At 44.5% G+C, this 25,832-nt stretch carries 16 protein-coding genes; 9 read left to right on the top strand and 7 right to left on the bottom strand.

What is annotated here, in order from left to right; translation table 11 throughout:
* The first annotated feature begins 187 nt into the window (after nt 1–187).
* The 4 genes from ADJ77_RS01995 to ADJ77_RS01980 are packed head-to-tail and all read left to right on the top strand — an operon-like array spanning nt 188 to nt 6,497.
* Entirely contained in the window at nt 188–682 is a 495-nt protein-coding gene (locus ADJ77_RS01995) for a sigma-70 family RNA polymerase sigma factor (protein ID WP_025078436.1), read from the top strand.
* Entirely contained in the window at nt 679–1,371 is a 693-nt protein-coding gene (locus tag ADJ77_RS01990; RefSeq protein ID WP_025078435.1) for a DUF4974 domain-containing protein, read from the top strand. Before ADJ77_RS01995 ends, ADJ77_RS01990 begins: the two co-directional genes overlap by 4 nt.
* A gap of 4 nt (nt 1,372–1,375) precedes the next feature.
* Nucleotides 1,376–3,928, top strand: coding sequence for a TonB-dependent receptor domain-containing protein (locus tag ADJ77_RS01985; protein ID WP_244148550.1), 2,553 nt, complete (start codon nt 1,376–1,378; stop codon nt 3,926–3,928).
* Between the two features lie 25 nt (nt 3,929–3,953).
* On the top strand, nt 3,954–6,497 hold the full coding sequence (locus tag ADJ77_RS01980; protein ID WP_050695973.1) for an outer membrane beta-barrel family protein: 2,544 nt from the start codon (nt 3,954–3,956) through the stop codon (nt 6,495–6,497).
* 402 nt (nt 6,498–6,899) lie between these two features.
* On the opposite strand, the gene ADJ77_RS01975 is transcribed toward ADJ77_RS01980, so the two are convergent.
* Nucleotides 6,900–7,877 (bottom strand): hypothetical protein, encoded by a 978-nt coding sequence (locus ADJ77_RS01975; RefSeq protein WP_025078332.1) that lies wholly within the window; start codon nt 7,875–7,877, stop codon nt 6,900–6,902.
* A gap of 372 nt (nt 7,878–8,249) precedes the next feature.
* Nucleotides 8,250–8,765 carry a hypothetical protein gene (locus tag ADJ77_RS01970; protein WP_042740942.1) on the bottom strand — a complete coding sequence of 172 codons (516 nt, stop codon included), beginning with the start codon at nt 8,763–8,765 and terminating at the stop codon, nt 8,250–8,252.
* 222 nt (nt 8,766–8,987) lie between these two features.
* Here ADJ77_RS01970 and ADJ77_RS01965 point away from each other — a divergent pair, with 222 nt between their 5' ends.
* The 3 genes from ADJ77_RS01965 to ADJ77_RS01955 all read left to right on the top strand — a co-directional run bounded on the left by ADJ77_RS01965 (nt 8,988) and on the right by ADJ77_RS01955 (nt 13,141).
* Nucleotides 8,988–10,493 (top strand): glutamine synthetase family protein, encoded by a 1,506-nt coding sequence (locus tag ADJ77_RS01965; RefSeq protein WP_025078334.1) that lies wholly within the window; start codon nt 8,988–8,990, stop codon nt 10,491–10,493.
* Between the two features lie 221 nt (nt 10,494–10,714).
* Complete coding sequence (locus tag ADJ77_RS01960) at nt 10,715–11,440, top strand: nitroreductase family protein (protein ID WP_025078335.1); 726 nt, start codon at nt 10,715–10,717, stop codon at nt 11,438–11,440.
* 441 nt (nt 11,441–11,881) lie between these two features.
* Complete coding sequence (locus tag ADJ77_RS01955; RefSeq protein WP_050695972.1) at nt 11,882–13,141, top strand: nucleotide sugar dehydrogenase; 1,260 nt, start codon at nt 11,882–11,884, stop codon at nt 13,139–13,141.
* Between the two features lie 333 nt (nt 13,142–13,474).
* Here the strand turns inward: ADJ77_RS01955 and ADJ77_RS01950 are convergent, their stop codons facing one another.
* A complete protein-coding gene (locus ADJ77_RS01950; RefSeq protein ID WP_050695971.1) occupies nt 13,475–14,032 on the bottom strand; it encodes a sugar O-acetyltransferase in 558 nt (185 codons plus the stop codon).
* A 167-nt stretch (nt 14,033–14,199) separates the two neighbouring features.
* Here ADJ77_RS01950 and ADJ77_RS01945 point away from each other — a divergent pair, with 167 nt between their 5' ends.
* Nucleotides 14,200–14,874, top strand: coding sequence for an MgtC/SapB family protein (locus ADJ77_RS01945; RefSeq protein WP_025078337.1), 675 nt, complete (start codon nt 14,200–14,202; stop codon nt 14,872–14,874).
* 270 nt (nt 14,875–15,144) lie between these two features.
* Here the strand turns inward: ADJ77_RS01945 and ADJ77_RS01940 are convergent, their stop codons facing one another.
* From ADJ77_RS01940 to ADJ77_RS01925, 4 genes are all read right to left on the bottom strand, one after another.
* Entirely contained in the window at nt 15,145–15,687 is a 543-nt protein-coding gene (locus ADJ77_RS01940) for a DUF4948 family protein (protein WP_234398117.1), read from the bottom strand.
* Entirely contained in the window at nt 15,672–16,403 is a 732-nt protein-coding gene (locus ADJ77_RS01935; RefSeq protein ID WP_025078339.1) for a polymorphic toxin type 44 domain-containing protein, read from the bottom strand. The genes ADJ77_RS01940 and ADJ77_RS01935 overlap by 16 nt, the downstream gene beginning before the upstream one ends.
* Nucleotides 16,404–16,840: 437 nt before the next feature.
* Entirely contained in the window at nt 16,841–18,904 is a 2,064-nt protein-coding gene (locus ADJ77_RS01930) for a RagB/SusD family nutrient uptake outer membrane protein (RefSeq protein WP_050695970.1), read from the bottom strand.
* 12 nt (nt 18,905–18,916) lie between these two features.
* On the bottom strand, nt 18,917–22,144 hold the full coding sequence (locus ADJ77_RS01925; RefSeq protein ID WP_025078340.1) for a SusC/RagA family TonB-linked outer membrane protein: 3,228 nt from the start codon (nt 22,142–22,144) through the stop codon (nt 18,917–18,919).
* A gap of 1,608 nt (nt 22,145–23,752) precedes the next feature.
* Between ADJ77_RS01925 and ADJ77_RS01915 the strand changes: the two genes are divergently transcribed.
* Nucleotides 23,753–25,831 carry a S8 family serine peptidase gene (locus tag ADJ77_RS01915; RefSeq protein WP_025078342.1) on the top strand — a complete coding sequence of 693 codons (2,079 nt, stop codon included), beginning with the start codon at nt 23,753–23,755 and terminating at the stop codon, nt 25,829–25,831.
* Nucleotide 25,832 lies beyond the last annotated feature (1 nt).

Genomic DNA, 25,832 nt, shown 5'->3' with positions numbered 1-25,832 from the left:
AGGATGACAACAGATCACATCCAAATATATTCAGAAGACAAAGCCTTTTTAGCTTCCAACAGTAAAACGGAAGAAACTCTCTTAGAAAAAGACATTAATTGCAACAAAGTAATTATCTTTGCAATCTAATACAAAAAAATCATTGTTCTGCTTTACATTTTCAGTTGTTGAACTGTAAGAATAGTGTATGAAGCATGAAAAGACCGACATAGAAAGGCTGTTCAAGCATTATTATCAACCGATGTTTCGGGTAGCAAAGAGTATTCTCTACGACCGTGACGAGTGCAGGGACGTGGTAAGTGAGGTATTTGCCCACGTACTAAGTGAGCAGATTATACTGCTGCCAGAGACGGAAGAAGGCTACCTTGTGAGGGCTGTCCGCAACCGTTGTCTGAACATCATTGCGCATAAAGACATACGCGAACGGACGGCGAAGCTGCTTCTGGCAGACGCAGAGACTGTCCTTTCCGAACAGGACAACGAACTGCTCGACCAGTTGATGAGCATCATCGAACTTCTTGAACCGCCCATCCGTCGCCAAATTCTTCGTCTTCGACATCTGCAAGGACTACCTTTCCAGCGCATTGCAGACGAACTGGACGTGAGTCGGGTGACAGTCTATCATCATCTTTCAGCAGCTATCGACACCGTCAAAGAACAACTAAAACAAGCACGACAATGAACAAGAGCCAGTCAGAAGAGAAAAGGATACAGTTCCTTGACATGCAGGAACATCCCGAAAAATATACCGATGAGCAGATTGAAACACTGCTTGCCGACGAGGAGATTCGTATCTTTGTGCAGGATTTAGCCATGACCAAGCGTGCCATGATACGTAATGAAGCTGGAGAAGTGAACGTAGAGGAAGAGTGGGAACACTTCTCTGCCCAGCACTCTGTACCACAACAGCGCAGCAGAATGAAGATAGCAGCTTCTATCGCAGGCATTGTCTTTGCATCAGGACTTGCCTTTGCAGCAACCGTACAGTTGGGTATTCTGCCTTTCTTCGGTAACAAACAGCCAATCAATCCACAGCCACAGATACAGCGGACAACCGTAGCCGACTCATTAAAACAGATACGGGAACAACGTAAAGCTGTCATTGACAGCCTTACACGCACGCTTCTTCCACAGAAAGACAGCATCCCCATGCAGCCGGTTGTCTTTGAGAATGTTTCACTGAAGACCATCGTCGATACTATGGCTCAGTACTATCATGCAGAGGTGAAAGTACTGAACCCGGGCGCAACCCATATGCGGCTTTTCTTCAAATGGGACAAACAGGCATCTCTCCAGCAGAACATTGAACTGCTGAATGCCTTTGACCGTGTGAACCTTACCTATTCCGACAACACCCTGACAATAGAATAAAGCTATGAAAAGGTTATTAACAACGCTCGTGCTCCTCACCATTATGTGTGGAGCATCAGCCCAGCGCATCACCCGACAGTACAACAATGTCTCCATGGCACAGGCGTTGAAAGAACTCAACAGCCTGCAAAACCGTTACACAATCAACTTCATTTATGACGAACTGGAGGACTTCCGTGTTACAACCAGCATCAAGAACCAGCGTGTTACCGATGCCATCCAGCAGCTGATAGGCTTCTATCCCATACGGATGACACACCGTGGGAATACAATCATGGTGGAATGCACGCACAAGACAAAGCGACATCTGACGGGAAAGGTCGTTGATGAAACCGGGCAACCCGTACCTTACGCCAATGTACTGCTGCTGTCAGTAGTCGACTCCAGTGCCGTTGCTGGTGGAGTGAGCAATGAAAGCGGTGTGTTCGTAGTGCCTTACGAGCCGGCAAAGGTCATTGCACGCATCAGCTACGTGGGCTACAAGACCGTTTACCGAACCTTCTCAACCGAGAATGCAGGCACTATCCAGCTTGCACCCGATGCCTTACAGCTGAAAGGAGTGACCGTCAAGACCGTCCGACCACAATACAAGATGACACGGGGAGGCATGACAATCGACATTGAACACTCACTGTTGGCAAAGATGGGTACCGCAAATGACGTTTTAGCACAGTTGCCTCGTGTAAATGTTGATGCTAATGGAGGTGTTACTATTTTTGCCAAAGGTTCACCGGAAATCTACATTGACAACCGACTAATACGTGACAAGCAGGAACTCACAACCTTAAAATCCACTGAAATAAAAAACATTGAGATTCTAACAAACCCAGGCGCACAGTACAATGCGTCTGTTCAATCAGTTATCCGCATCCATACAAAAGGGATAAAAGCTGACGGACTGAGCGTAATGACAGCAGTAAATGCCAAGAACAACAGCAAGTGGGGCGGTTTTGAGGAAGTTAATGTGAAATACAGAAAAGGCGGACTTGAAGTTTTTACAGATGTCACAAGCTCTACACGATATGAGGGTGAACGCAATACTGTCAGCAGCAAACTGCTTCTCCCAGACCATACCATTTACCAAGAACAGCTTGCCAATACTGATTTCCGAGCCTCGTTCTTCCTCCCCAAAGCCGGTTTCAGTTATGATATTACACCAAAACATTCTATTGGTGCTTCCTATTCGCTGGTCAAGTCTATAGTAGGAAAAGGAGAATGTGTGAACAACTACCAGAAGGTATGGAAAGATAATGTTTTGACAGGAATTATCCAGCAGAATCTTAATATAGACATCTTCAACGGTCCTGACCATACCGCCAACCTTTACTATATAGGAAAAGTAGGGAAAATGGACATTGTCTTCAATGGTACAGGTATATGGAAGAAAGACGGACGCAGGGATAACTGGACAGAAAACAGCGACGATCTGCCCTCCCGCAAAGTGAATACAGAGAATGAACGACATATAAGAATGTTGGCATCCAAGCTCATTCTCAGCTATCCCATTGGTAAAGGAAAAGCAGAAATTGGGACCGAAACGACAAATACCCACTCCCATTCCATCTATAATAACCCGGAGAAATATGTCGACGCATCGGACAACACTGTTGTAGAAAAAAACATTGCACCTTTTATTGACTATTCACTGCCATTGGGAAATTGGACAGTTGAGGCAGGATTACGCTATGAGTACACATCGGCACTCTACCGCTCTTTCGGCATAAAGGAGGATGAACCAAGCCGCACTTATCATGACTGGTTCCCCAACCTTTCTGTTTCCTGGAATAAAGACAAGTGGTCTCTACAGATGAACTATGCTAAACACATCAGCCGCCCTTCCTATAGAGACCTAAGAAGCAACGTTCAATATGTCAATCGGTTCACCTATGAAGCCGGCAACCCCTATCTGCGACCAACCATAAATCACAGTATCGGATTCAGCATAGTACACAGCTGGCTAAGTCTGGACATAGATTATTCTTACAATAAGGATGCCATTGCCTACACGTCAAGGCTCTATGACGGAAAGGAAATAGCACTTATACAAAACCAGAACTTTCACCATACACAGAGCCTCTCAACCTCCTTTGTAGCTTCACCTAAGTTCGGATGGTATCAACCTACATTGGAGATTGACTTCCTTAAGCCATTCTTCAATACACGAAAGTATGGAAGTACAGAAGACCTACAAGACCCATTTGTCAGCATAAAGATGAATACCAAACTTATCCTTTCGACCAACAGCTTTATAACTTTGGACATGAAATATAATTCCGAGGTCTGTACAGACTTCGTAAAAACCAAGGCATCTGGTACCGTTGATGTGGGATACACTCTCTCCTTCCTGCACAAGGCGCTGCTTCTTAATGTATATGCCATAGATCTCTTCAAGACAAAACGGGACGCATGGACGCAGTATGGACAGAATGTTATCAATACCAAGGACTGCTATAACTGCATACGCCGCATAGGAATCACTCTCACCTATAACTTCAATGCAAAACGAAGCAAGTACAAGGGAACAGGTGCAGGTAATGCAGAGAAGAGCCGACTGTAGTTATCTCCAACTATTGAAAAGAACTATGAGAAAGTATATTATATCCATGCTTTGCGTTCTGAGCTTACAACTGCATGCCCAGCGCATCACCCGACAGTACAACAATGTCTCCATGGCACAGGCGTTGAAAGAACTCAACAGCCTGCAAAACCGTTACACAATCAACTTTATTTATGACGAACTGGAGGACTTCCGTGTTACAACCAGCATCAAGAACCAGCGTGTTACCGATGCCATCCAGCAGCTGATAGGCTTCTATCCCATACGGATGACACACCGTGGGAATACAATCATGGTGGAATGCACGCACAAGACAAAGCGACATCTGACGGGAAAGGTCGTTGATGAAACCGGGCAACCCGTACCTTACGCCAATGTACTGCTGTTATCAGTAGTCGACTCCAGTGCCGTTGCTGGTGGAGTGAGCAATGAAAGCGGTGTGTTCGTAGTGCCTTACGAGCCGGCAAAGGTCATTGCACGCATCAGCTACGTGGGCTACAAGACCGTTTACCGAACCTTCCCAACCGAGAATGCAGGCACTATCCAGCTTGCACCCGATGCCTTACAGCTGAAAGGAGTGACCGTCAAGACCGTCCGACCACAATACAAGATGACACGGGGAGGCATGACAATTGACATTGAACACTCACTGTTGGCAAAGATGGGCAGTGCCATGGACGTACTGGCACAGCTTCCCCGTGTGACGACAAGCGGCAACAGTGTGCAGGTCTTTGCCAAGGGAACACCGCTTATCTATATCAACAACCGCAAGATAAGTGACATGAAGGAACTGACGGAACTCAAGTCTGACAACATCAAGAGTGTGGATGTCATCACAAGTCCCGGCTCACAGTATGATGCACAGGTACAGTCCGTCATCCGCATCAAAACCATTCGCAGGCAGGATGAAGGCTTCAGCTTTCGTAATGATGCCAATGTGGAATACAATGGATGGTGGACTGGCTCGGAATCGACCAAGCTGACTTATCGGACAAAGCGTCTGGAGCTGTTCAACAGCCTCTACTGGATGAACTATCTACAGCAGGAGAACAACGACCTTCACTCTCAGATACACGCAAACGGAGATGATGTTGATATTCGACAGCACATCAATTATAAGGGCAGGCACAATGCCCTTTCCGAACGCATTGGTACTTCTTACCTGTTCAATGACAGCAACTCAATCGGTGCCTCTTACCGTTTCTACACCAATTACCGCATGGACGGAACAATGGATGGTGTTCAGAATATCTACAAAAACGGCATGTCAGAAGGAACGATAACACAGAAAGGGAATGTTGAGATACGTACTCCTGCCCGTCATCAGGCTGATGTGTATTATGTTGGCAGACTCGGAAAACTCGGAATAGACTTCAACGCATCCTATGTAGCCATGAGGTTTAAGGAAAACCATGCCCAGACAGAGCACTCCGACCAGCTTTCCAGCCGTGAAGTACACTCTTCTGGCAACCAGCGCAGTCATCTCTGGGCAGGAAAACTTGTCTTTGAATATCCGCTATGGCGTGGTAATCTGAACTGGGGAACGGAGTTCAGCTATACCAACTCCTGGGGAAACTTCACCAATAAAGAGCAGATTGTAGCATCCTCGGAGACTGACATCAAGGAAAGGAACCAGGCTGTTTTTGCAGATTACAGCCTTCCTTTAGGCAAGTTCTCGCTTAGTGCAGGACTAAGATACGAGCATGTAGTGTCAGACTATTACTCCTTCGGGACTAAACAGGACGATGCCAGCCGGCGTTACAGTAACTTCTTCCCTTCTGCGTCACTGGCATGGAACAACGGGAAGTGGTCGCTCCAGCTTAATTACAGCAACAAAATCAACCGTCCGAGCTACCGTTCCCTGCGCAATTTCGTACAATACAACAACCGCTACGGCTATGAAGGGGGCAACCCGGAACTGCGCCCGGAACAGATACACAACATAGAAGTAAACGGCGTGTATAGCTGGCTGAACATTTCTGCCGGCTATAAATACTACAAGGATGCGATAATCTGGACACGTGGATTATACCAGAACAAGGCTATTGCCTTTACCGCAGCCTACAACTATGACCATTCAGAGCTGTACTATGCCTCTGTCGTCGCCTCTCCTAAGTTCAAATGGTATCAGCCTACGGCAGAAGTAAGCTACCTGCAACAGAACTTCCATGCACCGGATGATGATGGCTCGCTGGTGAAGAACAAACCTGCAGTAACGTTCTCTTTGCTCAACCAGTTTGCCTTCTCCAAGACCTTCATGGGCAGGTTGCACTTCCGGACGCGCACAAGACTTTACGACGGCTTCCAGAAAGTAAACGGCTTTGCAAGCCTGAACCTGGCTTTACGCAAGTCATTCTGCAACGAACGCCTCATATTTTCCATTTCTGCAAACGACATCTTTGACTCCATGCGGGAGCGATGGGCTCTTAACGGTTATGGTACCACGATGGACAAGGACTGCAACACCTATTACCGTTCTGTTTCACTGACCGTTACCTATAACTTCAATGCAAAGCGAAGCAAGTACAAGGGAACGGGTGCAGGCAATGCCGAGAAGAGCCGACTGTAAAACAATCAGGCTTTAGAAGTAACATACCAATGATTAACGGCGACAGCTCTAAGTCTTGACTGCCTTCTTGTCAAGAAAGCACATCTTTTTGGGAATACAGGTGTTTCTAAATTGTTGTCAGCTGCAATTTTATAAAGATAAAGCCTGATGCCTTTGTCAGAATGACGGGACAAATCTTTGGTTATGGTTTTCAACCATTTAAGATATGTGTTGTAAAAGAACAAACAAACTATCATCCTGTAATCTGCTGATTGGCAAAACATCCACACTATTCGGAAACAATTTCACGAAGAACGCCCTCATCCGTCCGCTGATTTTTCATCACTGCGGGCTGATGAGGGCGTTTTTTCTATAAGCATCTACAGCTCATAATATCTGTGTTCGTGCAACCCTTATAACAAACTATTTATGCTTTGACTTTACACGTTTTTCCAAATAGGATTCTTTTCCAGGGAAAACAGAATAGTCGCCTGTGAATTCCATGCATCTGAATACGACATTACGGTTGTAGACAACAAGGTCGGGACGGCTTTTCAGCTCCTGCAAAAGCGAGTCGGTGAGTGGTTTATCATATATCTGGCAGTCAAACTCCATTCCGCCATCCTTGCCATAGATAATTTCAGTATAGTCGCCTATCACTTCATCTCTACTGATAGTCAAACCACGGTAGCCCATCTTCTGCAAGGCTGAGCGAACAGAATCCAAACGTTCCAGACTTAACCCTATCTTCCACAATTCCTTTTCCTGCAATTCATCTGTTTCCCCATACCCATCTTGGCAATCAATCTCTTTCCCGGAAGTAACACCCCAGTCCGTCAGTTCTCCATGCTTTGAATACTCCACAGAGAATCCAGTACTGTCAGCCAGCCAGCTTCGTGTCGTATGAATCAGTTGTGTTATATTTTTCTCATTTGCCTTGAAGTCAGTCTCCATAGCCTCAGCAGTACACTCTTTTTGCAGGATAACAGCAAATACTGCAACGCACAACAGCTGTAAGATATTGAAACTATGAAGCCCCAGAAAGATATTATTCATATGATTACGTTGCCTGACTGCCTGGACTATGGAACAGATGTAAACAATGGCAATGGGTATCGAGATGAACCATGCAACGGCCATAAACCAGATTAACCAAAAGAAGGCATCACACGTGTCATCCTCTTCATAAAAGATAAGCATCGTTATCAACAAAAAGAATGTCATAAAAGCGAAAGCCAATACACGCAGGGACTGCCAGAAAAAGACATGCCAGTTCTTTTTGTAAGCACCCTCTATGCCTGTTACATCTTCCTTTTTCTCATTCTTCTTCCTGTTACCCACCAAAAGCGATACACCAAGGGCAAACAGGCAAAGCAGTATAATAACAGTGAAATTAATCATAATATAATAGCTTACTGACAGAGTCGTAACGACGCTGAAAATTCAGTATTTCATCCTGCAAAGATATTCTTTTGTTTCCATACCGACAAGAGATTCTATCACAAAGAATGCGTATCATCATTGTGCGCAACAGCCTTTCGTATCTGTACTAACACACTGACACAAGTTATTTTCATGAAAAGAAATATTTTTCTTCACGAAAAGAAATATTTTTCTTCATGAAAATAATTATTTCTTTTCATGAAAATAATTCCCGGAACTGCCCCTTTTGAAACATAAAAAAGACCTTGGAAAAGGTGAAAAGAGAGGAAAACAAGAACGTAAAGACGGTTTAAATGGTTAGAAAACAACAGGAACAAAATGGCAGAACAGCTACGTAAGCAGCTGGTAAGCCTGACGACTGCTGCCATCCTCAACATAGATCATACCACAGTAAACGAATCCCAAACGGGACAAAGCCGCCAGCATGGGTCGGTTGGCAGCATGCGTATCAATACGGATAGAGGATGTAAAGGCCGAACAATAGCGGACAATGTCTGCCATGACACCATGAACCCCATCAACAGATGCCACACGATGGATAACATAATAAGGTTGGCTATCAAGCCAGCTGCCATTGTCGATGCGCCGATAATTAGGTTCGGGACCCGGCTTGAATACGAATGTTGCTATTGGCATGCCCTTTTCACAAAGCAGGTAACAGTCGCCTTGCCCTATATCCCCCTCTATGGTTTCCTTAGCCGGATAGTTTGCCGACCACTGATGAGGGTTGCCTGCCTTTATCATCTTCTTTTTTCCCTGCTGTATAAGTTCCATTACGAGAGAAAAATCATCTGCCCCAGCCTTACATACAGTACGTCCTTCTGATAATATTCTTCTACTTTCCATTATTACAAGATTCCTTTGTTTATTCATCCCATAATGCAAAAGTACAAAGAAAAATCTAACATAAAGTCCTTGATGAACCAGAAAGTAATGCAAAATGAAAAAGACAGGTATCTCATTGATAATGAGGTGATGAAAAATTGTACGGAAAATAATTGCGAATAATAAAATTAATATGTATTTTTGTCCACATAATCAAATACTAACTTATAAAAACCTACAACAATGGAGAATAACCTTTTCAAGCATTCAGCCAACAGGCTGGAAGCACATTTGGGCAAAGAAGCATGCAAGTTTACAAAAGATGACATCAAGCAGGTAGTCAGCGACCTGAACATCAGAATGGTCAACTTCATGTATCCTGCCGGTGACGGACGATTGAAGACATTGAACTTCATGCTCCACACCCCCGAGTACTTGGAGACGATTCTAACAAGTGGAGAACGTGTTGACGGCTCTTCACTCTTCAGTTTCATCGCTGCAGGAAGCAGTGACCTCTATGTCATGCCACGCTTCTCTACTGCTTTTGTTGACCCATTCTCGGAGATTCCTACACTCTGTATGCTCTGCTCTTTCTTTGACCGTGACGGTAATCCATTGGCTTCATCCCCGGAACATACACTCCACAAGGCTATGGCAGCCTTCAACAAGGTAACAGGTATGGAGTTCCATGCTATGGGCGAGCTGGAATACTATGTAATCAGAGAGGACGAGGGAGTGTTCCCTGCTGACGACCAGCACGGCTATCACGAGAGTTCTCCTTTCTCTAAAGGCAATGACTTCCGTATGCGTGCCATGCAGCTGATTGCCGAGTGTGGCGGAAAGATTAAATACGGACATTCCGAGGTGGGTAACTTCGTTGAGAACGGACGCTGCTATGAACAGAATGAAATAGAGTTCCTGCCAGTTGCTGCTAATGAATGTGCAGAACAGCTGCTCCTTGCCAAGTGGATTATCCGCAGCTTGGGTTATGAGGAAGGACTTGATGTTACCTTCGCTCCAAAGATTACTGTGGGCAAAGCTGGTTCAGGTATGCACATCCACATGCGTATCATGAAGGACGGAAAGAACATGATGCTTGATGGCGGAAAGCTGTCAGTGGATGCCCGTCGTGCCATTGCCGGCATGATGGATTTAGCTGAGAGTATCACTGCCTTTGGCAACAAGAATCCTACCTCTTACTTCCGTCTTGTCCCACATCAGGAAGCTCCGACGAATGTATGCTGGGGCATGAGCAACCGTTCAGTACTTGTACGTGTTCCATTGGGCTGGACTTCTGGTGAAGATATGTGCCATAAGGCTAATAATATCGAGCCGCTTACTGCTCGTGATTACTCTATCAAGCAGACCGTTGAGATGCGTTCTCCGGATGCTTCGGCTGACATCTATCAGCTCTTGGCTGGTCTTTGTGTTGCCTGCCGCCATGGGTTTGAGATGGAGAATGCTGAAGCCGAGGCTGAAAGAACCTTTGCTGACGGTGACATCCACGACCCGAAGAATGCCGAACGCTATGCTACATTGGCTCAGTTACCTGACAGCTGTGCGGCTTCAGCTGACTGTCTGGAACGTCAACGCAAGGTTTATGAGGAATATGATGTATTCTCTCCTGCCATGATTGATGGTATCATCAAACAGCTCCGCTCGTTCAATGACCGTACACTGCGGCAGGAAATTGAGGGCAAGGAGATGATGATGGAGAAGCTGGTACGCCAGTACTTCCACTGTGGATAGGATAAACTTTTATCCGGAAACATGATAAACATTAGTCCTGTCATAGAGTCCCGGGCAACCTCTCCGTTGCCTGGGACTTTGCTTTTTATCCTTCTACGTATCAAAACAGTTCTAAACAACAGATGGAATATAACCCTACCGAACCGCAATCTGTCATTGAACAGGGTGAGAATGATGGCATATACTTTGCTACTGTTTAGTCAAACCAAAACTTAGAAATCATGAGCTTACAAGAAATTTTAAACCACAGAAGGGCTGTCAGACATTTCGACCCAGCCAAGCCACTCGACAATGCTGTTGTAAGGAAATGTATTGAACAGGCAACATTGGCTCCGACAAGTTCCAACATGCAGCTTTGGGAGGCTTATCATGTAACTGACAAGAAAGTGCTGGAGAAGCTGGCACCAGCATGCCTGGACCAACTGACAGCACGTTCAGCACAGCAAATGGTTGTGTTTGTAACCCGACAGGACCAGTATAAGCAACATGCGGAGGCTGCACTTGCATTTGAAAAGGGAAACATCAAGAACTACAGCCCTGCCGAAAAACAGGAGAAACGTATCAAGAAACTGGAACTATATTACACGAAAATGATACCTTTTATCTATTCGCGCGGCTTCGGTTTGTGGGGACTTGTCCGAAAGATATTGGTACAATCCATTGGTCTTTTCCGTCCGATAATACGTCAGGTAAGCGAAGGTGATATGCGTGTCAGCGTACACAAGAGCTGTGCCTTGGCTGTTCAGACTTTCATGTTAGCTATGAGTGAAGCCGGGTATGACACATGTCCGCTTGAAGGCTTCGACAGTCGGATGGTCAAGAAAGCCCTGGATCTGCCTTACAATACAGAGATAAATATGGTTATTACCTGCGGTGTCCGCATGCCGGATGGTGTCTGGGGAGCACGTTACCGCCGACCATTTGAGGAGACTTACCACTTGGTTTAGGTTAAGTCTTGTTTGCTTTTTGGGTAGTACTGCTCTTCTCTAACAACAAGTTGCTTCTTCCCCGACAACACTTTGCAAGATATTCAGCACCCAACACCATTGGTGTTTACCAACAACACCACATGTGCTGGGCAACAACACATCGGCAGAAAACGGGAAGAGAGGTTGATTATGGTCATTATAATAGTATATAGTAAGGCACTAATGGCTAACTTACATGGAATAGTTTTATCGGACACCAGTAAAGACAGATGAGCAATGTCTACTTCCTTGAATATTACCAATGCAAAATAGCCAGCTTTTCGAGCAACGAAAAAAGAACGCTGAAGAAACAGCTGAAAAGCAAAACAGAGACATAAAGGATTTTAGTAAGGTTTTATCCCTATCCATTATCTTATTCAAACAGAAATACGTATCTTTGCAAACAATCTGAACAAGACAATGAACAAGGATATTAAAGACTTAAAGATAGCTGTTGCCGGGACTGGCTATGTCGGTCTCAGCATTGCCACACTGCTGAGCCAGCACCATCATGTGACGGCTGTTGACGTGGTAAAGGAGAAGGTTGAACTGATCAATAACCGCCGTTCGCCTATCCAAGATGATTATATTGAACAGTATTTGGCAGAGAAGGAACTGAACCTCACCGCCACATTGGATGCTGAGGCGGCTTATAGAGATGCTGACTTCGTCGTTATTGCCACTCCTACCAACTATGACCCGGTAAAGAATTACTTTGACACACGCCATGTTGAGGAGGTCATCGAAGTGGTAATGAAGGTGAACCCCGAAGCAGTCATGGTGATTAAGTCTACTATCCCTGTGGGCTACACGGAGAATATCAGAGCCAGATACCAATGCAACAACATTCTTTTTGCGCCGGAGTTCCTGCGTGAAAGCAAGGCACTTTATGACAACCTTTACCCGAGCCGTATTATTGTCGGACGTCCTGAAGGCGATGAGCGACTTGACCATGCAGCCCATCTCTTTGCCCGGTTATTGCAAGAAGGTGCTATCAAAGAGGACATCCCTACCCTCTTTATGGGCTTGACGGAGGCAGAGGCGGTGAAACTCTTTGCCAACACTTACCTTGCACTGCGTGTAAGCTACTTCAACGAACTGGATACTTACGCTGAAGTGAAAGGACTTGACACGTCAAACATCATTCAAGGCGTCTGTCTTGACCCACGTATCGGCTCCTTCTACAACAACCCCTCTTTCGGTTATGGTGGCTATTGCCTGCCTAAGGACACCAAACAGTTGCTTGCCAACTATGCAGACGTGCCCGAGAACCTCATTCAGGCTATCGTTGAAAGCAACCGCACACGCAAGGATTTCATTGCTGACCAGGTGTTGCACACAGCCGGATATTATGATTATTACGACCGCGGCGACTATAGCCCCGAAGAAGAAAAAGAGTGTATTATCGGTGTCTACCGGCTCACCATGAAGTCAAACAGCGACAATTTCCGCCAGAGTTCCATTCAGGGAGTCATGAAGCGTATCAAGGCAAAGGGCGCACAAGTCATCATCTATGAGCCTACACTCGAGGACGGTGCCACCTTCTTCGGCAGCCTTGTTGTCAACAACCTTTCTGCTTTCAAGCAACGTTGCCATGCCATCATCGCAAACCGCTATGACAAATGCCTCGATGATGTGAAGGAGAAAGTGTACACAAGGGATATTTTTAAAAGGGATTAAATATCTCTTGAGAACATGTCTGAACCCAAAATCCAGCTTGCAGCAAGGCGGAGGGGGGACTCTGCAATGTTGCTATTGCCATAAAGAGCAGCAACTGCCAGAGAATGAGCTTTCCGACAAAGGTTATATTGTACTTTTCCATACGGTAAAGCGTCTATCTGAGTTTATCCTAATATATTCCGATATAGTTCATGAACATTCTTTCAGGCAGACTCTAAAATCACTTTTGATGGTTTTTAGAATCTGCCTTTTATGTTTTCTTGCCGAATATCCTTAGACTATATGATACTGTCTACTATAAAAGACCGTCTGAACCACTAAGGAGGAACACCCCTACCCTTCAATCTTTCTTATGACTTTACAGGGATTACCCGCAGCCAGGACACCACTCGGAATGTCATGTGTAACGACTGATCCGGCACCAATCGTGGTATTATCGCCTATCGTAACACCCGGGACAACGACAACGTTGCCACCAATCCACACATTATTGCCCACGTGAATGGGCAGGGCATACTCTATCTTCCTGTTCCGCTGTCCAACATCAAGAGGATGCCCGGCTGTATAGAAAGAACAGTTAGGCGCAATAAAGACATTGTCACCGAATGTCACCTTAGCCTCATCAAGGATTACACAGTTGGTATTAGCAAAGAAATTCTCACCGACTTCTATATTATAACCATAGTCACAGAAGAACGGAGCCACGATAAACATCCCTTCGCCAGCCTTACCAAACAGCTTCCCCAGGCGTTCCATACGCTCCTCCCTGCGTGATGGTGGTATCTGATTGATTTCATAACATTCATTCTCACAGCGATAAAGGTCCTTCAGAACCTCCGGATCATTTGCCTGATAAAGCATCCCCTGCTGCTGTTTTTCCTTCTCTGTCATAACATTGACTTTAGCGTTTATGCAAGCAAAGGTACGAATCTATTTCCAAGGAACAGAGGATTTCATTCACTAAAAAAGTAATTTTAAGGAAGAAAAGAGCGGGAAGCGTAAAGTTTTTTGTATTTTTGCGATAACAATCTATTAATTAATGTATAAGGAGTAAGAACATGAACATGATAACTTATGAATTCATGCTGCGGCTGTTCATAGCCGCCATGCTGGGTGGTGTCATTGGTCTGGAACGAGAATATCGTGCGAAGGAAGCCGGCTTCCGAACACATTTTCTCGTGGCATTAGGCAGTGCTCTGTTTATGATTCTGTCACAATTCGGCTTTGACGGCGTGTTAGGACATTACGAACAGGTGTCGCTCGACCCCAGCCGTATCGCCTCACAGGTAGTAACGGGTATCGGTTTCATTGGTGCAGGAACGATTATCTTTCAGAAACATGTGGTACGAGGACTTACCACAGCAGCAGGTCTTTGGGTGACATCCGCCATCGGTATGACTACCGGTGCAGGCATGTATGTGCTGTCTATTGCCGCAACCGTCCTTGTCCTTCTTTGTCTGGAAGCACTCTATTTCATCCTGCAGCACTTCGGCACACGCAATATAAACGTAACATTCAGTTCACCGAAAGAGGAAAATATCCAGCTTGTACTGCAACGACTGCGTGACAAAGAGGTGATAATCTATTCCTACGAGATGCAACGCAAAAACACTTCCTCTGGTCATTACTACCTTGTGACGATGGAAATGAAGCTCAAACGCAAGAGCTATCAAAGCCATCTTCTCAGTTTCATGTCTGAATTCAAGGATGTGACTGTGGAGTCAATGGAATAAGCAAGGGGCTGTCTTGTACCAACATCCTTACATGGGTATCACTTATGAGCCATGTAAGGGTGACCAGTCGCTATCCTTGCAAGACAATGTAAACAACTGATAAGACGATCAGACATGCCCTTCCCAATAGCGATCAGCAAATTATCTTCACGAAAAAAAATATTTCTTTTCATGAAAAAAAATATTTTTCTTCATGAAAAGAAATTCTTATTATCATGAAAATAATTTCCAGGAAGTCATAGGTTGCAGCATCAAGATGTATCCCAAGTATCAATTCTCCCGGCTGAGATGTATATACCAAGCAGTTTTTATAGGACGATATAACTCTAAATTTACAGAATACCTTTGCGCAACTTGATTCAAATCCTCCTCCGTAATCTTTTGTACGATATACATCTCAGTAGTTGAATCTGAGGCAACCTCTTTGTTATATTTCTTTATATTATCCTCGATATACGGAGTATAGACATATTCCTTATACCCTCCGCTGACTGAAAGTCCCCACGTATGAAAAAGCATACATACTTCTGTACTATCATCACAAGACACTCGGATAACACCAGTTTTCCTTATCAAGGAATCCAGTTCTTTCTTATCTTTAGCTGAAACAGCACAGGCGGAGCTATCTGTTTCATCATAGGGAGGATAATGAAAATTACCGTACTTTAAAGAGATATTCTTCAATCGCTCAAATGCAGACTCATGGAGATAGAAATTATCTGACATCTGATGATCTGACGGCATATCATTGCTTTCACATCCAAAAAGCAAAATGACAAGCGCAATAGGAAAGAATTTTAATGATTTGGGCATTTTTTGATATTTATGAGTCCATTATTCTGATAGGATTTATACATTTCACTTAAAATAGATTGAGCCGTTAGCAAGGAAGGTGTTCTTCCAAATCTATCATATAGCCTAAAGCCAATTTTGATAGCTTCATTGTCACTCGCATCATCAAAAGCTGCGAGAAAGTCCGCATCCCCAATGTTTCTAAACCTATTTTGAAAGTATTGGGAAGTCCATGAAGTAAAAGTCCGATTATTGTCTTTCAGCTGTGCAACCCCAGCTCCAGCTGTCAATTCCCATTCTGTAAAGCCAGCAGCTTTTCCAATAAATCCATAATGTATATTCGACCATAAATCATAAAAAAACAATATATGTTTACTCTTGTCGCAAGACCAATGTTTATCCCCTTGAAGTCTCTGTATTTCTTTCTTATGATCCCAAGACCGTCCTGCTGATACAAGTCCTTTCCACTTATCGTATGCTTTCATACGACCTTCTATTCTGTCTGAAATTGCAGCTGAGAGTAAAGGTGAATAAGAGGGATTAGCTAACACTAAAGATCTTCCTAAAGGTTTCATTAATCCTAATGCCCTTTGAGTAACTTCTTTCCCTTTGCTATAAGAAGAAAGCAAATTCCTAATTTCTCTCACATGTCTTGACATCAAATTTTTTTGTATTTCTCCACAAAGATATTGAGCTATTTCCAAGACTGAAACATAATCGCATCTTTTTACTTCCATACTAAGACTTTTCAATTTAACCTTAAAATCACATTCTTTTTTAAGTATCTTTACATATCTAGACAGCTATAAGCTGTTTAGAATTCTGCCATGTCGTAAAATTCACTTACCTTAGTGCAGCAATTTCAACAACAGACATGGCAAAGATACAAATAAAAACAGGAAACACTCTCCTTTTAGAAACATTTTTCAATCACAAAAAAGGTTCTTCCGTTAAAACTATACGAAAAGCATCCACGCTTTTAACGAAAGAACCATAAAAACATGCACTGCCTCTAACAATATGGCAGACTTCGGAATACCATTCCAGTACATCCTTCCTATGATTGACAAGGTCTCTATTGACTGTAACAAAATAACGAGGGTGTACCAATTTCTTGATACACCCTCTTGTCATCATATGATTTATACTTGATTATACTTTATCCGGTATAACCCTATTTCAGAGCTTCACCATTAGCCTCAACCGGCCAGTTGATATTCTGATACAAGTTAGAGTTCTCTGCAGTACCATCAGGTGAACAGAGCTGCATCTCCTGATAAGAGAATGGATACAGATAGTGAGCCTGATAGAAGGTATAACCATTATAGAGAATATTGTTGTTCTTCTGAATCTGATAAGGATGGATATACTTTGAAATGTCCTTGGATGACATCGTAGCCTTATCACCACCATCAGCAATAATCAGACTTACACCCTTATCATTTACGAAAGAAGGATTCTGATAGGTCTGATCCCAGAAGTTAATACCCTCAACCTGGTAATTCTTCACCTGATCCAAAGATGCCCAACGAATAAGGTCATCATTGCGCAGACCCTCACCAGCAAACTCGCTGCGACGCTCACGACGAATAGAATAGAGCGTAGCGTCAACAGGCTTGCCTGCAGAGAATGCTGCCCAGTCGTAAGAAGGACGATTAACATCAGCCTCCTTGGTCATATCAGTTGCAGCAATGGTTGTTGAGATAGGAGCAGTAATACCAGCACGTTCACGCAAAGCTGTCCAATAACCTGTTGCAGTTGCATCTAATGAACCTTTACGGAGATAAGAAGCCTCGATGTAATTGAGCATAGCTTCCTCTACACGGATGATAATCTGACCGTCAACATCTGAGAAGGTCTGACCTAACTGCATTGCAGGATCATAGTTATAGAACTTACGCTGACGATAGCCGGTGACATCCCTACATGCCTGGTCGGTTGCAAAGAGACCAGCAACATTGAACTTGATTTTGTCAATAGGTGCAGTACCGGCAGGACGCTTCTCGTTCACAAGGTCAATGCTCTTTTGGTCAATACCGAGTACATCAGACTCACCAAAGAGGAAGAGCTGCAGACGTTCGTCACGGTCCTTCTTAACCATGTCAATCGTGGTATCGCCATTATAACCAGAGCTGGCAGCATAGATTGGCAGACCGTTCTTCATAAGGAATGACTCAACGAGACCGCGTGTCCAACCTGTTGCAGCACCGCCACGAAGTTTGTTTGATGTGAGGTGAGCCACGTTAATATCTGAATTGAACTGACGCCACAACAACACCTCCGGATACTTAGACAGGTCTGGGCTGGCAAACATATCGTAGTATGCATTCCATCCATTGTACAGTCCAACGATACTTGGATTCATTACATGACTGTTCTTAGTTTTCAATGGAACTGCATCGCAAACCTTCTTGGCAGCGTCAATAGCCTGATCAAGGAAAAAGTTTACCTCATCATCCTGATTGATAGTGAAGCTCTTGTTCCATTCCTTATTCTTACCTGGCCAGTTAGCATCACCAGGCACACGACCAGTTCCTCTGTGATACTTCTCAAATGTTGCCTCATAAAGTGCAATTCTTGATTTCATAGCCAGAGCTGCATACTTGTTGATACGTACCTTCTTGGCAAAATCCACCTGCAGCTTCTCAATCGCCTTGTCCATATCAGAGAGTATCTGACGGGCTACAAGGTTACGAGGCTGACGCTTATTCGGCGTAACAAGGTCATCTTCAACCTTAAGTTCTGTCAACAGAATAGGGAAGTCTCCATAAGCCTGGAGCTTATCGTAATAGAGCATAGCCCTGATGAAATATGCCTCACCCATATACTGGGTGATAAGATTCGCATCACCAGATACCTTGCCTTCAGCAATCTTCGGCTCATTCTCATTAATAAACTTATTGACGTTACGAATGTTGTTCATACCGATACCGCCAGATGTAGGAACTTTCCACTGATCCTGTAAGAACATTGAAGTGTTACCACCTCTTGCAGCCTGGTTATCTGTTCCATCATCGAATGTTGCTACACCAGCCCACCATCCACTGTTGTTTGGGAAAATAGAAGTATAGTAATTGATAGGGAATGTGCCTAACTGATCTGCTGTCAGATAATAGGAAGAAGGAGGAACTTGGTCAAGTGGCGGTCTGTCAAGAAAATCATTACATGACGTAACCGTCATGCCTAAGCAAAGAATAGGCAATCCTCCCTTTAATATATTTGAAATGATATGTTTCATAATTGCTACGAATTAAAAGTTAAGATTTAAACCGAAAGAGACTGTTCTCTGGAGTGGGTAGAGCTTACCAGGTCCCCAGTCACCACCAGTAGCCTCTGGGTCAAAGATTTTGTTCATCTGTGTGAATGTTGCAAGGTTCTCTGCAGAGAAGTAGAAACGAACACGGTTTGCACCGATCTTGCTTGCAATAGCAATAGGAAGTGTGTAACCAATCTGTATGTTCTTGATTCTCATGTAAGCTGCATTCTGCAAGTAACGGTCACTTGTCTGGAAGTTCTTGGAACCCTGACCAAAGAGAGGACGTGGGTAGAAGCCGTTAGGATTAGGACCGAAGTTGGTGTCTGTTGCCGGACGCCAGTAATCTAAGTGCTCCTTGAAACCTGCAGCCTGCCACATACCAGTATTTGCACCTACGCTGTAAGGAGAAGAATCCCAGAAGTCGCGCTTACCAACACCCTGCATAAAGATAAGGAAGTCGAATCCCTTCCAGTTAGCATCCAAAGTAATACCGAAACGATAGCGTGGCAATGAGTTACCAATCTTGCGCAAGTCACCCATATCGTCATAAGTGCCCTTACCGCTGTTCACCTTCTTGTCACCGTTCAAGTCCTTATACATAACGTCACCAGCCGCCCAGTTAGAGCCCCATGAAGGTCTGTTGTTAGCCAGCCATTCGTTCATCTGTTCGTTTGACTGTGCAATACCCTCTACTTCATAACCGTAGATGTCACCCATGCGCTTGCCTTCGCACCACTCTGAAAGCAGACGGTTTGGATTGTAGTAACGTGTAATTGTCTGGAAGTCATCAGAAAGAACGAGCTTGATACCATAGCCAACCTGACCAATTCTATCACGCCATCTAACCTCTAAGTCCCAACCATTAGAACGCATATCACTATTGTTCTCAGCTGGCTGTGTAGCACCCAAGATAGAAGGTTTGACAGGAGCAGGACCTACCATATCCTTCGTTGTACGAACGAAGTAGTCGAAAGTACCCTGCAATCTGTTGTTGAACATACCGAAGTCAAGACCGATATTCCATGAGCGAACGCTCTCCCAAGTCAGGTTAGGTGAAACCAGTCCCGGAACATTAGAGATATTCACACGCTCACCGTTAACAAGCCATGAAGAAGCAGAAGCACTTGCTGGCTGACTCAAGAACCAAGGATAGAGTGCTTTAATATTAGTGTTACCCAAAGCACCGTAGGTAGCACGAAGTTTAAGTGTATTAACAGTCTTTGTCAATGGCTTGAAGAACTCTTCGTTAGCAATATTCCAACCCAATGCGAATGATGGGAAAGTACTCCATGTCTTATCACCGATAAAGCGTGAAGAACCATCACGACGGATTGAGAACTCTGCAAGGTAACGTGAGTCATATGCGTAGTTGACACGACCGAATACACCCATCGTTGCCCACTGAGTGTTAGAGAAACTTGGTCTTACATCCTTGTGAGTAGCATTGTTGAGTGATGGAACCAATGGACTGATCAGGTCAGCACGTGCAGCACCAAGAGAAGTGTAACGGTTAGACTCCATATCCAAACCTGCCAGGAACTTAAAGTCATGCTTATCGTTCAGTGTGAACATATACTCTGTGAAGAAACGACCATTGTAATAGTTGTTCTTTGACATTCTCTCACCTACATCAGACTTACCTGCAGCGTAGCCACCACTCCATGCAGCTGCTATCGGTTTCTGCTTCTGGTCATAGTAGTAGATAGGCAATACATCCCAATGATTGTGGTAATTAACGGTATTGTAGTTACCCTCCAGACGGATCTTCCAACCCTTGAGTGGTCTGAACTCGAGAGCTAACTGCTGGTAGAGCTTGTCCTGCTGTGTATTGTCAAGACCACCGTTCTCCATCTGAAGAATCTCATTACCATGAACATAGTGTCCGTTTGGATCGTAAACAGGGTTAGTCGGCCAACGACGGGCAATATTATGGAAGAAGAGTCCTGTCATGTAAGACGGACGGCTGTAGTCCTCACGTACCCACTTCGTATTATAGGTAACTGTGAACCAATCCTTCAGGTTGGCAGTAATCTTACCAGAGAAGTTGTAACGTGTGAGTTCGTCTTTCCCATGACGGATAAGACCACGCTGGTTGAGGACAGCACCGCTAAGATAATAGTTCACCTTGCCACCGCCACCACTGAGGGCAACGTTATGCTCGGTAGAAGGAACACCTGATTTATACATCTCCTTGAACCAGTCGGTATTGTCCCAAGACCCTGTGTACATACTCCAAGGCTCATTGGCATCGTAACCAGCCCATGTAGTTGTCACCTCATCACCCGGTTTCGGAGTACCGTTTATATGGTTCTTGATTTTGTCCAGCATTGCCTGACTGAAAGGAGCAGGTGCACCACTGTTGGCAGCAGCGTCGTTCCAATAACGTGCGAAGTCGTATGAGTTCGGCATCTCTGGAATCTGAGTTGCTGTTGAGAAACGTACATTACCGTTGTAAGACACGTTCATACGTGAATCCTTACCGCTCTTTGTAGTAACAAGGATTACACCGAATGCCGCACGTGAACCATAGATAGCACTTGAAGAAGCATCCTTCAATACAGAGATACTCTCAATATCGTTCGGAGAGATTGAGTACAAATCACCCTCAGAACCGTCGATAAGAACGAGAGGAGCTGCGTTTGAACCTGAACCGATGGTACCGATACCACGGATGTTCATGCTCATACGACTGTTGAGTGAACCGCCCGAATTACCGACACTGAAGTTCAAACCGGGAACCTCGCCCTGCAATGCCTGGGCAACGCTCGTTACAGGACGTGACTCAAGTGCCTTTGAAGATACGACAGAGACAGCACCGGTAAGGTTTACCTTCTTCTGGGTACCATAACCGACAACCACGACATTGTCGAGCATTTCACTGCTCTCCTGCATTGTCACGGTGAGGTCCTTACCGTTCCACACCACCTGCTGGGTCTTGTATCCCACGTATGAAATGGTGATGGTCGAACCAGAGGCTACACCCGAAATTTCGAACTTACCGTCAAGGTCAGTTATCCCTCCCTTCTTCTGTCCATTACTTACAACTACAATAGAGGCACCGATAACAGGATCTCCATTGTTGTCTACAACAACTCCCTTACATACAGACTGCTGTTGAACAACAGCTGCATTCGCTTCATACGTAATGTTGGCATGCAGTAAACTTGTACTGAACAAAGCCACCATCAACAAGCTCGTAGTCCTTTTTCTTTTTAGGTACATAGGCTTTAAGTATACTTAGGTAAAAAAAACTATTTTAGGTTTTACAATCGCAAAGTTAAATCTTTTTAAACGTCCACATGACAATTTATTTTTAAAAAAAGTTAAACCTCTTTTTTGTCAAGTCTATGCTGCGGAAAACAATGGTTAAAACATTCAACCATTCGTGTGTTTTTCACTCATCTATCATCTATTTCTTCTCTATGCTTATTTAAACAGGGAACAAGTCTGCTCATCAGAAAAACACAATTAAGATAAAGCCGGTTTACTCAAGTTTAGGATTCAGCTATATATCAAGAAAAACTATTATTGCCTGATAATGAGATAAACATTCGTCACAGTGTAGACACATAACAGCTCTTTTAAGGATATGAAAACGACTTTAAAACAGCTGATTTAAGACTTTGAAATATATTTATATAATTTACTGAAAAATATGGTTCTTCCGTTAAATGCGTAGATTGGAAACAGAACAAAGGCTTATCCACCTCTTTAATATGACTATCCAAGATCAGACGGTCTCATAAAAAGAGGTAAAGCACAAGATAATAAATGCAGAAAACAAATACTATGTCCTCCATCTTCAACAAACAACTTATTCCCATATCAATCAATGATTGTAAACTATTTTCATGTAGTTCAAAGCTAACACATGGTCTCTTGGCTTTGAAAAGACGCCCAATTGACTTGCAATAGATGCCCTTTTGAGGTCTAACTAACGCCCTTTTGAAGTCCAATTAAGCACCTTTTCTTGCACTGCTTTATAACTGATTGATTTACTGTTGGTTGCGAACTTGCTTTTTACACATGTTTTTTCCTTTGTTTGTAGATATTTTACCCGAAATTATGTCATGATTTTTCAACCCGTTGTCTGCGGATTTCAAAGTATTAACATGAAAAGGTTTTCTGCATCGGAGGGTGATAATAAAGTAGGTAGCCAAGACCGTCTTGGCTATGCTTTTTGTTTAATAAATAACTTCGGTTCTTCCGATAAAGCTGTACGAGAAGTGTCCACGCATTTAACGGATGAACCAAAATATTCTTTTAATCACAAACAGACACCACAAAACACAAGCATGCAACCATCAGACTACCAACCTGTTGCAAAGCTGCAAAATTATCAGTGCTTAATTGCGTTCCAACTAACGCCCTTTAAGCGTTCAATTAAGCCTTAGTTGCATATCAATTAAGGCTTAGTTACAATGCTATTAAGCATCTGTAATTTTCTATGTTTGATTTTATTCTTACAAAAAGAACATTCTGGCTCTACTTTGGTAAGTAGAATTTCGCAGTATCTTGGAGTAGAGAGAATTTCAAACTTAGAGATATGGGGTAAAATGTGCTCTGTTGACTGATTTATATATCCTCACTGCTTGCCATAATAATATCGCCAGCCATTGCAATCATCTTACCAACCGTTAATGATCGCATTACTGGCATTGGTATCAAGTCCCAGTCAGATAAGATAACGACATACCCCCAGCATATTCTCACTGACTATGGACAAATCCGCTTTTCTTGCAGAAGTCATTTATTTTTTGTTCCTTTGCAAATGAATACATAGCAGACTCTGCCATGCTGTTCACATTTAACCCTATTAGGAAAAAGCGAATGTACCGTTTCATATACTCCCTCCTTTTTATACTCGCTTCTCACGCTCTCAGTGCCCAGCGCCCACGCTATGAGAAGATGTCGCCCTTTGTACGTGAGGCTATGACCTCCACACTGACAGCCAGACAGCTTACCCGTGGGCAGGCTGACAACAGGCTGCTGACAGCTTTTGTGCGCATTGACGGCGATGCTGTTGAGGTGCTACGCCGTCATGGTTGCAAGGAACTGGCTCGCATGGGGAATATCAGTATTGCAGCCATACCACTCAGCAGGCTCGGAGCTTTGTCCTGTAACCGGCAGGTAAACAGAATCGAGACGGGCAGACGATGCAGCATACAGATGGACACCACACGATTGGTTGTCAATGCAGAACCTGCCTATACGGGCGAAGGACTGCCAGAGACTTATACAGGACGTGGTGTTGTCGTGGGCGTACAGGATATTGGTTTTGACCTGACACATCCGAACTTCTATTCAACCGATATGGGTCGCTATCGCATCAAGGCGATGTGGGACCAGCTGTCACGTGACACGATCGGTTCCAACCTGTATGTGGGTCGCGACTACGTGGGCGAGGAAGCCTTGCTGCAGCTGGGACATCCAGTAGACGGTGACACACAGACGCACGGCACACATACAGCGGGTATTGCTGCAGGCAGCGGAGCTGAAGGAAACGGTGTGGTTTCTCCTTATCGTGGTGTGGCTTACGATGCCGACCTGGTATTGGTTGACAATGCCGCAGACAATGCCGACCTGATTGACCCGAAGGACTATTATAAATACACTTACGCCACCGATGCACTCGGTTTCAAGTATATCTTTGACTATGCCGACCGCCAACACCAACCTTGCGTAATCAACTTCAGCGAGGGAGGACATCAGGATTTCCATGGTTACGACCAGCTGTATTATGAACTGCTTGCCAAGCTGACAGGTCCCGGACATATCATCGTCTCTTCTGCCGGGAATGACGGTGCAAAACATACCTACATACATAAACCTGCAGGAAAGGAGCGTGCCGGGGCGTTTCTCATGGGCAATCCGAACCGTGCAAGCTGTACAGCCAAGTCCAGACAGCCGTTTACATTCCGCATAACCATATATAATAAGGTGGACTCTCCTACGAAGATTGACGTCTCAACGGCTGCTGTCTGCAATGCACAGGACTCCCTCTTTACGGATTCTACCGTGATAGACGGGAAGAAGTATGTCTGGCAAGTACTGGCTTATCCTAACAGCTATGACCATGACGAGACAGCCTATGACTTCCAGCTCAGCAGTACTTCGGGTGTCGGCAGTGGTATGCACGTCTCACTTCAGGTGATGGGCAGGGAAGCTGACATCGAGCTCTATCGCATGTCAGGATACATGTTTCCCAAGGAACTTGACCCAGGACTTGATGCAGGAGATTGCAGCTATACGGTCTTTTCCCCATCCAGTTCGCCTGATGTCATTTGTGTTGGCGCAACAGGCTACCGTACGCAGTTCATCAACTATCTGGGTGTAAAGAAGGTATATGACAGTGGACAGAATGGTGTTCGCACACCTTTCTCTGCCATGGGACCCACCTTTGACGGACGCATAAAGCCTGACGTGATGGCTCCGGGGCAGAACATCATTTCATCTTACAGCACATTCTTCATCAACAACCCGAAGAATATAAACGAATCTGTACAGAGTGATGTGCGCCACTTCACCTATGGCGGTCGCACCTATGCATGGAATGCCAATGCAGGCACATCAATGTCGGCACCTGTAGTGGCAGGTGCTATTGCGCTATGGCTGCAGGCTGACCCTACACTGACACCTGCCGACTGCCTGGACATATTCTCCAAGACCTGCACACGCTATGATGTGTCACTCAATTACCCCAATAATCTTTACGGCTATGGGCAGATTGATGTTGTTGCCGGGCTGCATGAGGTGCTGCGCAGAAAGGCAATGGGCATCAAGGAGCTTGATGACAAAGGAGGGACAGACGAGCGCATCTACCTGCCGGACGGGCGTTATGTGGGGACTTCCCTGTCAGAACTTCCTAAAGGAATATACATAAGAAACGGCAAGAAGTTTGTAAAGTGAA

The organism is Prevotella fusca JCM 17724, assembly GCF_001262015.1.
Lineage (GTDB): Bacteria > Bacteroidota > Bacteroidia > Bacteroidales > Bacteroidaceae > Prevotella > Prevotella fusca.
Note: the sequence above shows the minus strand (reverse complement) of the source record. Positions and strands in the feature narration are given on the sequence as shown.